Raw genomic sequence first — 13,047 nt, forward strand, 5'->3', positions numbered from 1 at the left:
GCTAAGGCAGGAAGCCAATGAAAACGGAACAACCGCTATGGGGCAGGGGCGTAATGGTCTCTCCCCAGCACTTCCAGCAACAGGCCGCGTATGCGGCCTGGTCTGCGGAATGCATCGCCCGACTGGGTCTCTCCCATCCCTGGGGAGTGATTGACGCCACTTTCGAACCGGATGCACTGAAACTGGGCCGCCTACAGGCCCGTCATCTGCACATCCGCTTCCCCGACGGCACGCTTATTGACACGGATAATGCTGATGACCTGCCGCCGGTGCTGTCGCTTGAGAGCGAATCACAGGACGTGGTGGTGGTTCTGGCGCTTCCGCTGCTGCGGGCGAATGGCGGCAACTGCCTCAAACCTGATGAAGTGGCTGAACGCCCTGTTCGTTATCGCCAGCGCTGGCGGGATGTCCGCAACACCTTTGGGGATGATACCCGCCAGATTGCAGTGATGCAGCCAGAGCTGACGCTGCGTTTTGCCCATCAGAACAACAGCGATTATCTGACCTGTCCGGTCGCCCGACTGCAGCAGGATTCGCAGGGGGCGTGGTTACTGGATGAGACGTTTCTCCCCCCGCTGCTTACCATCAAGGGCAGTCGCTGGCTGGTGACCCAACTGGAACAACTGATGACACAACTTCGCGCCCGACTGAGTCGACTGATGGCCATGCGTCGTGAAAGTAACGAGCGCATGGCCGATTTTGCCGTGGCTGACGTGTCTCTGTTCTGGCTGCTCAATGCCCTGAACAGTGCCGAACCTGTGCTGGGACAGTTTCAGCGTCACCTGCAAAACCCGCCTGAGCGCCTGTATTCGGAGGTGGCACGGCTTGCGGGCAGTCTGCTGACGTTCTCGCTGGCGCATCAGGTAAGCGCCATCCCGGCCTGGCAGCATGAGCGGCTGAATAACGTCTTCCCGCCGCTGTTTGACTTACTGGGCGACCTGCTGGAAGCCAGCCTGCCGTCGCGCGTGGTGGCGATTGAGCTTGAGCACGATGCCCGGCTTCACTTCTGGCAGGCGCGTTTGCATGACCCACGCCTGCGTGAAGGGGCGGATTACTACCTCTCAGTACGTTCGCCGATACCGGTGGCACAACTGCAGGAACAGTTCCCGCGTCAGTGCAAGGCCGGCAGTCCCGATCATGTCAGGAGCATCGTCAATTCATCGCGGGTGGGCGTTCCTCTGACGCCGCTGCGTCATGTGCCGGCCGCCATTCCGCTGCGTCTGGAAAACCAGTATTTCAGCCTCGATGTCTCTCATCCTCTGGCCACCGAAATGCTCACGGGCGGCACCTGTATGTTTTACGTTCCGGGCATGCTCGGCGAGCCTGAACTTGAACTCTTTGCGGTACTGAGAACATGAGTGAGCCTAAACGCAGCACTGCTGCGTCCATTGATATTGATACCCTTCTGCAGGACACCTGGCTGCAGGTGATCAGCCTGCGCCACGGACCGACGTTTCAGGATGGAGAGGGGCGCACGTTGTGGGAACGTTGCATTGCTGATGTCGAACGTGTACAGCGTGAGCTGAAAGTAAGCAAACTCGATGAAGCCAGCTGTCAGCATATTCTCACCGCACAATGTGCGCTGCTTGATGAGGCGGTAAAAGGGCGAGGTGTGGAAGATGACGCCTGTGTGCAGTGGTATGACATTCCCCTGCAGGGACACTTCCTTGGCACCATGGATGCCGGTGATACGTTGTGCGATCGAATGCGTGATGTGCTGCGTGAACCGGCGCCTGACCATGCTGTCGTGACCTGCTTCCAGCGGATCATGATGCTGGGATTTCTCGGCAGTTTCCGCTCGGTGAACGACCCGGAGCGCCAGAAAATCGTCAACGCGCTCAATGAGCATGTCACGCCGTTCAGCTATCCGCAGACTCATCCGGTACTGGCAGAAAGCCATGCCGGGCGACGAATGAGCGGCTGTCTGGCGTCATGGCCCGTGCGAATCGGCCTGAGCGTGATGGTGGTGGCCGCGCTCTGGTGGGGACTAAGCCACTGGCTGGATCAGATGCTAGTGACTCTGCTGCCGGGAGCCGTGAAATGAGTCCTGCACAACAGCGCGGGCTTGCGCTGTGGGCCGCCCTGCTGAGTACAGTGGTTTGCCTAGGTTTCCTGCCGGTCACCCGCCTGGTTTCTGTGTTCGTTTTGCTGGCGATGCTGGGGATTATCCTGGCGTTCCGGACTGTCGCCAGTCGGCGTGCGGGGCATGACATCCCCCTGTGTCTGGATGACCTCCCAGAAGCCACTTACCGTCAGCCCGTGGTGCTGGTATGTGGTGATTTGCCGCTGGCATGTATGCAGCAGTCACCGGTGCTCACTGTCACGCAGGGATGCTGGATCCGCGTGGCGGATCATCAGGATCTGGAACAGGCGGCCCGACAGGTACTGTGGCTGCGCCCTGACTGGGGCCGCCAGCTATCGGTGATGGTCAGCGTCTGTCCGCAGAAACATGCCGACAGCGAGCGTCTTACCAGTCGCCTGCTGGCCCTGCGCTGGAAAATCAGCCAGTTGCGTAAAGAAACGGGTCATTCTGTGCCGCTGGTTCTGCATGGTCAGATTGGCAGTGTGATGACGAATGACCTGCTCTGGCAGGCGGCTATACCGGGGGAAGGGGTGAGGGTCTGGCGTGAGTCTTCAGCGCCGGGCTCGATCGCTGCATGGATCACCACCGTCGGGTTGCCTGCGATGCAGCAACAGGTGCTGATGAACAGCCTGATGGGCTGGTTCCATCAGCATGTCCAGGCTGTCTTTATGGATGAGAACCCCGATGTTCCTGTCATTGCACCTGTTGCGGTGCTGTGGGGAATGGGACCGATCCTTGCCGGAAGTCTGGCCACATCGGCCTGGACGGCCTGGCTTTCCCGTCACACGGCGATGCAGCAGGTGGCGGGCTGGCAGCCGGTGGGAACGGACAGTACGGTTATATCCCCCTTCCCGGATTTTATCCTGCCGCTGCTGCCCGAAGGGCGAGGCCTGACGCCGCGTGAGCGTACCTGGCGTTGCGCGCTCGGGATTTTCACTCTGGCGGCTATTGCCGCGCTGCTCAGCAGTGGCTGGAACAATCGCCAGCTGCTGCAGCGTGTGAGTTTCGATATTGCCCGCTATGAGCGCATCACGATGCAAGATTTTGGACCCAAAGCCGACGCCGTTGCCGTCCTTCGTGACGATGCGACAGAGCTGGATGACCAGGCACGCAATGGCGTACCGGTGCGGATGGACCTCGGTCTGTATCAGGGGGAGCGTCTGCGAATGCCTTTGCTGGATGCGATCCGCTCTTATGTGCCCCCGCCCCCGCCCTCGCCGCATGAACCGCAGCTGAAACCCAAACCGGTACCGAAAATTGTCCGCCTCGACAGCATGTCGCTGTTCGATTCCGGCAAATCCGTGCTGAAGGCTGGCTCCACCAAAATGTTGGTGAACTCACTGGTCGGTATCAAAGCGAAGCCGGGCTGGCTGATTGTGGTGAGTGGGCATACCGATAACACCGGTAGCCCGAAACTGAACCAGACGCTGTCACTCAGGCGTGCCGAAGCGGTACGTGACTGGATGCGTGACACCGGTGATGTACCGGAAAGCTGTTTTGCGGTGCAGGGCTATGGCGAGAGCCGTCCTATCGCAACCAATGACACCCCGGATGGGCGTGCGCTCAACCGCCGTGTCGAAATCAGTCTGGTACCGCAGGCCAGTGCCTGTCAGATACCGGGCCACACCCAAGCGTCATCGCAGGATGATGGCGCATCACAACACAATGGAGAGTAATTCCATGGCAATTCCTGTTTATCTTTGGCTGAAAGACGACGGCGGCGCGGACATTAAAGGGTCTGTGGACGTTCAGGATCGTGAAGGCAGCATCGAAGTTGTCGCTCAGGAACATAACCTGTACATCCCGACCGACAACAACACCGGCAAGCTGACCGGTACCCGTATCCACACCCCGTTCCTGTTCACCAAGGAAATCGACTCGTCCAGCCCGTATCTGTACAAGGCTGTGACCACCGGTCAGACCCTCAAGTCTGCGGAGTTCAGGTGGTACAAAATCAACGACGCGGGTCAAGAAGTGGAGTACTTCAACACCAAACTGGAAAACGTGAAGGTGGTGAAAGTCAATCCGGTGATGCATGACATCAAAAATCCGGCCTTTGAGAAGCACAACCATCAGGAAATGGTCGAGTTGCGCTACGAAAAAATCACCTGGACCTACAAAGACGGCAACATCATTCATTCCGATAGTTGGAATGAACGCGCTACGGCATAAGTTTTTTTACCAGGTTAAAAATCAGACGGCACACGGAAGTGTGCCGTTTAAAGGAGGTATATATGGCAAATCTGGCAGAGTGGGCGACTCACTGGCAGAAAGACCCGCGTTTCAGTAAAAACTACACGGCACGCCTGGTAGAAAAGGCCTGCTCGCTGGACTCCCAGCTTAATAACGCGTACTGCGCGGGCACGCTTAAAGTCATTGCCGGCCCTCACCGAAAAGCAGGGCCGGGTGGCGGTGGCGACGCCCGCTGGCACATGACGTTGCAGCCGAAAGCTAATGCCAGTTGCTGGCACATCATTCTGGATAACAGCGTGACACGCCCCGTTCAGGTTGATAAGCGAGAACGGCTGGGTCACAGCTTCTGATGATGCGACCGGTACAGGGGCATCGCCTGGCCGGTCAGACGCTCTGCAAAGAACCACACAATTCTGAAATTCGACCTAATGCGCTTTAGGTGCTTTGTATACAAAGAAAAGCGATGGGCGGTAGCGTGTCCGAAAGGTCCTCAACAATGAGTAAAGTGAGCATGGAAAACCCTGCAATCCTCCTTCGACGTCTGAATCCTTACTGCGCCCGTGCGATGGAAGGGGCCGCCTCCTTGTGTCAGACCCGCGCCCATGCGGAAATTTTGCCGGAGCACTGGCTGCTGAAGCTGCTCGAACAAGGAGAAGGNGACCTGACGGTGCTGGCACGCCGCTACGAGTGGGACATGGATGCGCTGTGGCAGGATTTGCTCGGCTGGCTGGATAATCAACCGCGTTCGGTACGCAGCCGCCCGCAGTTATCCGCGGATATTCAGAAACTGATGCAGGAAGCCTGGCTGCTGGCCTCGCTTGCCGGAGAGGAGAGTATCCGCAGCCATCACCTGCTGATGGCGTTGACGGAAAACCCACGACTTGCCCACTGCGACGGTCTGTGGCCACTGCTGACGCTCGGGATGAGTCAGCTTTCCCGNCTACGCCCGCTACTGGATGCACAATCTGATGAACGCCCGGAGCTGCAGTTTGAGGCTGAACTGGCCCAGGAGCATGGCAGAGAGGTGGCGTTTGTTGGCCGCTCGGTTGGTGCAGAGCTGAAAGAGGGAGAACTGACCCCGGCGCTACAGAACGCGCTGGATAAATTCACCCTCGACGTCACCGCCAAAGCGAAAGAGGGCAAGATTGACCCGGTGTTCGGCCGTGACACCGAAATCCGCCAGATGGTCGACATCCTTTCCCGTCGCCGTAAAAACAACCCGATTCTGGTCGGCGAACCGGGTGTCGGTAAAACCGCACTGGTGGAAGGCCTGGCGCTGCGTATTGCCGAGGGCAACGTCCCGGAATCCCTCAAGCCGGTGATCCTGCGCACCCTTGACCTCGGCCTGTTGCAGGCGGGCGCCGGCGTGAAAGGCGAGTTCGAACAGCGGCTGAAAAACGTCATCGATGCGGTGCAGCAGTCACCGGTGCCTGTCCTGCTGTTTATCGACGAAGCCCACACCATTATTGGTGCCGGCAACCAGGCGGGCGGCGCGGATGCCGCGAACCTGCTGAAACCGGCGCTGGCGCGCGGTGAACTGCGCACTATCGCCGCGACGACCTGGTCCGAATACAAACAATATTTCGAGCGCGATGCCGCGCTGGAACGTCGCTTTCAGATGGTGAAGGTGGATGAGCCGGACGACGATACCGCCTGCCTGATGCTGCGCGGTCTGAAATCCCGCTATGCCGAACACCACAACGTACACATTACCGATGACGCGGTGCGTGCCGCGGTTACGCTGTCCCGTCGCTACCTGACCGGCCGCCAGCTGCCGGACAAAGCGGTCGATTTGCTCGATACCGCCGCAGCCCGTGTGCGCATGAGCCTCGATACCGTGCCCGAACAAATTGTGCGCCTGAAAGCGCAGCTGACCGCACTGGAACTGGAAGAGCAGGCGCTGCTGGAAGATATCGCCGCCGGCAGTCACCGTCATGGTGATCGCCTGGGTGTGATTGAGCAGCTGCGGACCGAGCTGGACGCGCGTATTCAGGAGCAGGAAGGCCGTTTCCGCCACGAAAAGGCGCTGGCGCAGCAGCTGATGGCCAGCCGACAGGATATCAGCCAGCAGGCTGAAATTGCCGACCTGCAACAGCAGCTGGCGCAGGCGCAGCAGGGCGATGTGCTGGTGCAGGTGGATGTCGACACCCGCACGGTCGCTAACGTGATCGCCGACTGGACCGGCGTGCCGCTGTCTTCGCTGATGAAAGACGAACAGACCGGGCTGCTGAGCCTGGAAAACGAAATCGGCAGCCGCGTCGTCGGCCAGGATGCTTCCCTTGAGGCCATCGCTCAGCGCCTGCGCGCGGCGAAGACCGGGCTGACGTCCGAAAACGGCCCGCAGGGCGTGTTCCTGCTGGTTGGCCCGAGCGGCGTCGGTAAGACCGAAACCGCGCTGGCGCTGGCGGATGCGCTGTACGGCGGCGAGAAGTCACTGATTACCATCAACCTGTCCGAATACCAGGAGCCGCACACGGTGTCGCAGCTGAAAGGCTCCCCGCCGGGTTATGTCGGCTACGGTCAGGGCGGCATTCTCACCGAAGCCGTGCGCAAGCGTCCGTACAGTGTGGTGCTGCTGGATGAAGTGGAAAAGGCCCACCGCGACGTGATGAACCTGTTCTACCAGGTGTTTGACCGTGGCTTTATGCGCGACGGCGAAGGGCGCGAAATCGACTTCCGTAACACCGTCATCCTGATGACCTCCAACCTCGGCAGCGACCNCCTGATGCAGTTACTCGATGAACAGCCGGAGGCCACCGAAGGCGACCTGCACGAACGGCTGCGTCCGATCCTGCGCGACCACTTCCAGCCGGCGCTGCTGGCCCGCTTCCAGACCGTGATTTATCGCCCACTGGCGGAGGCAGCTATGCGTACCATCGTGGAAATGAAGCTCGCCCAGGTCAGCAAGCGCCTGCATCGTCATTATGGCCTGACCACGCAGATTGATGAGAGCCTGTACGACGCGCTGACCGCCGCCTGCCTGCTGCCGGATACTGGCGCGCGTAACGTCGACAGTCTGCTCAATCAACAAATTCTGCCGGTACTCAGCCAGCAACTACTCACCCACATGGCGGCGAAGCAGAAGCCCAAATTACTGACCCTGGAGTGGAGCGACGATGAGGGCATCGTGCTGGCGTTTGCCCCCTGGAATACAGAGACAGAAGGAACTGACGCATGAGTACGAATCTCCCGATAAGGTTCAGCCACAACCACCACCTGCTGTCGGTTAAAGGGTGTGAGCCCGAACTGGACGTACTGGCCTTTGAAGGTAACGAAGCCCTGAGCACGCCGTTCAGCTATCGGATTGAATTCACCAGCGCTGACCATGCCATCAGCAAAGAGATGATGCTGATGAAGGCCGGCTCCCTGAGGCTGCAGGCCCCGGTGGACCAGGGCTTTGGTATTAAGGTTCAGCAGCCGGTGCGGGTAATCCAGGGCGTGGTGACGGGCTTTGAACGCCTCAGCACCTCAAAGGATGAAACCCACTACGCCCTGACGCTCCGGCCACGCCTGGCGCTGCTTGACCGTTCGCATCAGAACGCCATTTATCAGGACATGTCGGTCCCGCAAATCGTGGAAAAAATCCTGCGCGAGCGTCACAACCTGCGCGGCCAGGATTTTCTGTTCTCGCTCTCAAAAGAGTACCCGCGCCGTGAGCAGGTCATGCAGTACGGAGAAAACGACCTGCACTTTATTACCCGCCTGTTGGGTGAGGTGGGTATCTGGTTTCGCTTTACCACCGACACGCGCCTGAATATCGACGTGGTGGAGTTCTGTGACGGTCAGCAGGGGTATGAAAAAGGCCTGACCCTGCCGTCGATTCCGCCTTCTGGGCAGCATTCGGAAGGGGTGGACTCGGTCTGGGGCATGGAGAGCCATCATAACGTGGTGCAGAAGCAGGTCAGCACCCGCGACTACAACTACCGCCAGGCCACGGAAGACATGAACACCCAGGTGGATGCAACCCGCGGCGACAGCACCACTTACGGCGATGCCTATCACTATGCTGATAACTATCTGACGCCAGGCAGCGCGTATGACCGCAACCCCGCCCCGGAGTCCGGTGCGTTTTACGCCCGCATTCGTCATGAGCGCTATCTGAATGGCCAGACCCAGACCCATGCCATCACCAGCTGTCCGACTCTCTCTCCGGGTATGCTGCTGAACGTCACCGGCGGCTACGAAGTGGCAGAGGTGTTTGCTCAGGGCGTGGTCATCACGGCGATGCACAGCCATGCCCGCCGCGACCGCGATTTTGAAGTACATTTTGACGGTATCCCGGACAGCCCGGATTTTTGCTTCCGCCCGGAGCCTGGCTCACGCCCGGTGATGGCCGGCACCTTACCGGCCCGCGTCACCAGCACCACCGAGAACGACACCTACGGCCATATCGATAAAGACGGCCGCTACCGCGTCAACATGCTGTTTGACCGCGACAACTGGGAGACCGGGTTCGAGAGCCTGTGGGTGCGCCAGTCCCGCCCCTATGCCGGCGATACCTACGGTCTGCATCTGCCGCTGCTGGCGGGCACCGAGGTGGCGATTGGCTTTGAGGACGGCAACCCGGACAGACCGTACATCTCCGGCGTGCTGCACGACTCGGCCCACGGCGACCACGTCACCATCCAGAACTACAAACGCAACGTGCTGCGCACGCCGGCGAACAACAAAATCCGCCTCGACGATAACCGCGGGCAGGAGCATATCAAGGTCTCCACCGAGTACGGCGGCAAGAGTCAGCTGAATCTGGGGCATCTGGTCGACAGCGAAAAACAACAGCGCGGTGAGGGCTTTGAGCTAAGAACCGACAGCTGGGGAGCCATCCGGGCACAGAAAGGGCTGTTTATCAGCGCTGATGGGCAGGCCATGGCGCAGGGCCAGGTGCTGGAGATGGGGGCAGCCCTCGCACGGCTTTCAGCAGCATTAATGGAGATGGAATCCCTTGCCGCCAGTGCACAACAGGCTCAGGCGCTGGCTGCCGATGTCAGCCGTCAGCAAAAACTCCTGAAGCAGAAAATTGAACAACTGCATGAGGAGGTTATCCTGGGTAGTGCGCCAAAAGGAATGGCACTGGTGAGCGGCGAAGATATGCAGTTATCAGCCAGTGATAATCTGACGCTGACGGCGGGTAAACAGCTGGATGTCGGTGCGCAGAAGGACTTTACGCTGGCGGCCGGTAAGCAACTCAGCCTGTACAGCCGTGAAGGGGCTAAACTGTTCAGTTCGCAAAACGATATTGATATTCAGGCTCAGGGCGGGAATATCACCACCTGGTCGACACAGGACACGCATATTTCGAGTGGCAAGAAACTGGTCGTTACGGCCCAGGACGAGCTGACACTGATATGTGGCGGTGGCTATATCAAAATTAAAGACGGCAATGTTGAGGTTGGCGGCCCTGGCAAACTACTTATTAAAAATGCCGGTATCAAAAAAGCAGGTTCAGGTAGCATGCAGGGCGTGATGAAGTCATTTGAGCCATCGACATTTGATGAGAAATTCGTCATTACCCATCCTGTTACAGGAAAGCCGCTGGCAAATCAGAATTATGACATTCATATGCCGGATGGGAAGGTTCTGTCTGGCATAACAGACAGCTCTGGAAACTCATCGTTAATAATGTCCAAAGCGGTTGATGGACTGAAGATCGTTCTGAAGAAATAAAGAAAGGAATAGGGTTATGATAAATATAATTATGCGTCTCTGCTTTATATATGGTGTATTTATCCTGAGTGGTTGTGTGGCTGGTCCTTATGGTGGCGGTGTTGCTTTTGTGAATCCTTTTTCTGCAATGCAGAATACGCAGGCAGCGCCGGAAAAGAAAAAACAGCAACCTGAGGTGTATGGCCCTCCGCAGATAATTTATCGCATTGACAAAGATCGCTACTTTACGCTTGAAGAGTACACTCGCTGCGAAAATGGAAAAACATTTTATAACAACAAAGCGAAAGGGATCCATACGCAGATATCACCCTCTTCAGGTTATTTATTTAAAGGGCGACTATTCTGGTTGTCAACGCGTGATGATTATTTAGCTTTTCCAATAACAGCAAATGATAATAAGGCTGCGTGTAAGGGTTCTGATAAAGGATGTCTGAATGTTATTGCTGTGACGACAGATGGTGGTAAAACAATACGCTCGGCGCCTTACGGGTCAAATACGCAGGACCCGAATGGCGATACAAAAGACTACGATATGCTGGTGACTAATGACAGCGTTTATATGATTTATTATCGGGGGAGGGGAAGAGTATACCCTGTTGTAGATAGATGGAATTTTGATAATGAGAATGGACTGGGGGTAGCTAAATCAGAGGATGAGTATAGTTTGCTCAGGCCGGGGGAGGTGAAACCCGTTGGAGGTTTCTTTAAAATAGATATGTCAAAGTTCTATCCCAGAGAAGGAGAAGGGAAAATGCAGTGTGACCGTCGACTGGAGCCTGTACAACCCGAAGGGAGAATTTCTGATGAATAACAATAAAACCTCCCCTACACGCAAAGTCGATGTCCTGATGACAGATAACGGCACTCCTTTTGCTTATTCCACTACCTCACATAAAAATGTCAAAGTGAATGCTGAGGTGCGGCCGCCATTACAGTTACCCGGACTAGCAATTTTTGTGCACGGAGTTAACTCTGAAGGTGAGTGGTATAATGATGCTGAGAAAGCATTGTGCGATGGATTAAATCAACGACTGGGCCTTAATGGTGAGCATATACTTGTAGAAAATATATATGCTAAAGGCGATTTTGAAAACTGCGATAAAAATAGCCCGGAATGGATAAGTTGCTATGGTGATAAGAATAATCCAAAAAAGAAAAAATGGATAACACCTCCCCGCAAAATAACCGATGAAGGCCGCTCTCCTGTTATCCGTTTTTACTGGGGATATCGTGCAACAGATAATGATATCGGTAAATATGCAATTCCGCTAAAAAACAAACTGGGTGATAATTATTATGACCTGACTCCTGAGCAGCGAAAAAGCAAAGGTCCATTTTACTGGGGCGGAGGCCCATTCCAGAATGGCTGCAACCAGCTGGTCAGCCTGTGGAGTGATAAAGGATTTGATAACTGGCCTTCTGCGCTTGGAGTTCCTGTCCCCTTCAGTACGCAGTTGCTGAATGGAGAGCGTGACAGGCTGCTCACTGCTGCACCACCTCGGCATTATTATGCCCACGCAGCAGGTCGCCTGGCGAAATTAATCAAAACAATTCGTGATAAACATCCTGAAGACACGGTGACGGTACTGTCGCACAGTCAGGGCACTATGATTGCCCTGGCCGCTGCGGCAATCGAAGCCCCGGATGCTCTGTTTGTGATGAATTCGCCGTATGCCCTGGATAATGAAGCCGCGACCTATATCTCTTATCCGTTGAATGAAATTATCAGCAAAGAGGCCAGAGAGGCAACGTTTGCGGATATCGTGAAAAAAGTGGCCGAAAATAAAAACCGACTGCAGCAACTGGGTTGTGAACGATTACTGGCAGGCGTGTGCAGCGACGGAGACAGCTGGACGCCGGCCGGGAAAACGCACGGTGGGGTACCGGAGCGCGATAACCACGGGACAACCTGGATCTACTGTAACCCTCATGATCGAGTGATGGGCTCTTCGCCGCTTCGCAGTATTGGCTGGCAGGGATTACCGAACACTAAAAGCAGTAATTTTGCTGAATCTCACCCTCTTTTCAAGGCCGCTGGTGACACCTTATACGTGCGCATGCTGGGGCGAAACACACCGTGTGGCGTTGAACCCAACGTGCAAACCCATTTCAGCAACCTTGAGGATGGAAAACCATTCTGGGACAGTACGACATCAATAATGGAAAAATTGACATGGCCTGATCCTGTTAATGGACAGAAACTGACCATTAACGGGCCAATGGTTCCTGAACCGCTGTCAGCTGATGAATTGAAAGATTTTGACCAGGATTATAGGAGCAAAGAAAAGCAAACAGGGGAAGTAGGGTATGGGTATGGCCAGATAGATAAAGACACCATTCAGAACGGAGATATTTATTCTGGTAGCCCTGTTGACTATGATTATCGGTATTATATTTCTCTTTACGGTTACTTTGACCAGAAAATGATCCCCAAAAAAGCCTCTGGTTATTATCAGCCGGGACCCGGTTCAAAAGATGAACGAGTCGGTTATGAAAAACAATCCAGAGCAGAAATGCTGGAAGAAATACGTACTTATGTACAGCGACCGACAGACCACAGTACCTTGCCGATGGATCAGCGCTTCATGAGCAGAGTCGCTGCCTATGATTTACCCATCGGCTACTGCTGGCATTCCTGGGACAGAGAAAGCCTTGCTGAATTACGCCATCAGGCTGACTGGCTGGAAAGTGATGATTATTACTGGACCGGTAAGCTGACGATCCCAGCCATGCCTGCGATTATTCGAAGAGAAGTGGCAAGTGATGCAGTGGAAAAGAAATCCCATGTAATGGAACGTCTGCGCCCTGAAAAATAAATGCACGTAGCTGCAATGCATATACCTTAATCCTAAGGAATGAAATATGGGTAAATATGTTGTCGTATTAGGGGACGCTACCTCTCATGGTGGCAAAGTCACATCAGCCTCATCCAGTTTCGAAATATCCGGAAAAAATGCTGCGCTCCTGAATGATACTGTTTCATGCCCTGAGCATGGCTCAAATAATATTATTGAATGTGATGTTTCTGCCTATGAAGAAAACGGGCGTGGGGTTGTATTACACAACTGTAAAACGCAGTGCGGCGCGAGCGTCATTGCAAGTATGCA

Annotated in this window: 10 protein-coding genes; all 10 read left to right on the plus strand. The window is 55.7% G+C overall.

Annotation, left to right across the window (positions count from 1 at the left end):
* Nucleotides 1–17 precede the first annotated feature (17 nt).
* Nucleotides 18–1,358: a type VI secretion system baseplate subunit TssK gene (tssK, locus tag RZ35_RS04760; RefSeq protein ID WP_026742268.1), complete on the plus strand. Its 1,341-nt coding sequence runs from the start codon at nucleotides 18–20 to the stop codon at nucleotides 1,356–1,358.
* The gene (gene tssL / locus RZ35_RS04765) at nucleotides 1,355–2,044 is read left to right on the plus strand and encodes a type VI secretion system protein TssL, short form (RefSeq protein ID WP_026742269.1); all 690 of its coding nucleotides are present in this window, start codon (nucleotides 1,355–1,357) and stop codon (nucleotides 2,042–2,044) included. Before tssK ends, tssL begins: the two co-directional genes overlap by 4 nt.
* Complete coding sequence (locus RZ35_RS04770) at nucleotides 2,041–3,759, plus strand: OmpA family protein (protein ID WP_026742270.1); 1,719 nt, start codon at nucleotides 2,041–2,043, stop codon at nucleotides 3,757–3,759. Before tssL ends, RZ35_RS04770 begins: the two co-directional genes overlap by 4 nt.
* 4 nt (nucleotides 3,760–3,763) lie before the next feature.
* A complete protein-coding gene (gene hcp, locus RZ35_RS04775) occupies nucleotides 3,764–4,255 on the plus strand; it encodes a type VI secretion system effector Hcp (protein WP_026742271.1) in 492 nt (163 codons plus the stop codon).
* A gap of 62 nt (nucleotides 4,256–4,317) precedes the next feature.
* Nucleotides 4,318–4,626 (plus strand): hypothetical protein, encoded by a 309-nt coding sequence (locus RZ35_RS04780; RefSeq protein WP_026742272.1) that lies wholly within the window; start codon nucleotides 4,318–4,320, stop codon nucleotides 4,624–4,626.
* 161 nt (nucleotides 4,627–4,787) lie between these two features.
* A complete protein-coding gene (tssH, locus tag RZ35_RS04785) occupies nucleotides 4,788–7,454 on the plus strand; it encodes a type VI secretion system ATPase TssH (protein ID WP_026742273.1) in 2,667 nt (888 codons plus the stop codon).
* Nucleotides 7,451–9,940: a type VI secretion system Vgr family protein gene (locus RZ35_RS04790; RefSeq protein ID WP_026742274.1), complete on the plus strand. Its 2,490-nt coding sequence runs from the start codon at nucleotides 7,451–7,453 to the stop codon at nucleotides 9,938–9,940. Before tssH ends, RZ35_RS04790 begins: the two co-directional genes overlap by 4 nt.
* Before the next feature lie 16 nt (nucleotides 9,941–9,956).
* A complete protein-coding gene (locus RZ35_RS04795) occupies nucleotides 9,957–10,751 on the plus strand; it encodes a T6SS immunity protein Tli3 family protein (RefSeq protein WP_051625474.1) in 795 nt (264 codons plus the stop codon).
* The gene (locus tag RZ35_RS04800; RefSeq protein ID WP_026742275.1) at nucleotides 10,744–12,756 is read left to right on the plus strand and encodes a T6SS effector phospholipase Tle3 domain-containing protein; all 2,013 of its coding nucleotides are present in this window, start codon (nucleotides 10,744–10,746) and stop codon (nucleotides 12,754–12,756) included. The genes RZ35_RS04795 and RZ35_RS04800 overlap by 8 nt, the downstream gene beginning before the upstream one ends.
* A gap of 46 nt (nucleotides 12,757–12,802) precedes the next feature.
* Nucleotides 12,803–13,047 (plus strand): PAAR domain-containing protein (locus RZ35_RS17175; RefSeq protein WP_071999758.1); only part of this gene is annotated, 245 nt, incomplete at its 3' end.

It is taken from the genome of Lonsdalea quercina subsp. quercina, assembly GCF_000688655.1.
GTDB lineage: Bacteria > Pseudomonadota > Gammaproteobacteria > Enterobacterales > Enterobacteriaceae > Lonsdalea > Lonsdalea quercina.

Bases quoted from the DNA above. Each gene is read 5' to 3' on its own strand.
- tssK (WP_026742268.1), top strand. From the start codon at position 18: ATGAAAACGGAACAACCGCTATGGGGCAGGGGCGTAATGGTCTCTCCC.
- tssL (WP_026742269.1), top strand. From the start codon at position 1,355: ATGAGTGAGCCTAAACGCAGCACTGCTGCGTCCATTGATATTGATACC.
- RZ35_RS04770 (WP_026742270.1), top strand. From the start codon at position 2,041: ATGAGTCCTGCACAACAGCGCGGGCTTGCGCTGTGGGCCGCCCTGCTG.
- hcp (WP_026742271.1), top strand. From the start codon at position 3,764: ATGGCAATTCCTGTTTATCTTTGGCTGAAAGACGACGGCGGCGCGGAC.
- RZ35_RS04780 (WP_026742272.1), top strand. From the start codon at position 4,318: ATGGCAAATCTGGCAGAGTGGGCGACTCACTGGCAGAAAGACCCGCGT.
- RZ35_RS04790 (WP_026742274.1), top strand. From the start codon at position 7,451: ATGAGTACGAATCTCCCGATAAGGTTCAGCCACAACCACCACCTGCTG.
- RZ35_RS04795 (WP_051625474.1), top strand. From the start codon at position 9,957: ATGATAAATATAATTATGCGTCTCTGCTTTATATATGGTGTATTTATC.
- RZ35_RS04800 (WP_026742275.1), top strand. From the start codon at position 10,744: ATGAATAACAATAAAACCTCCCCTACACGCAAAGTCGATGTCCTGATG.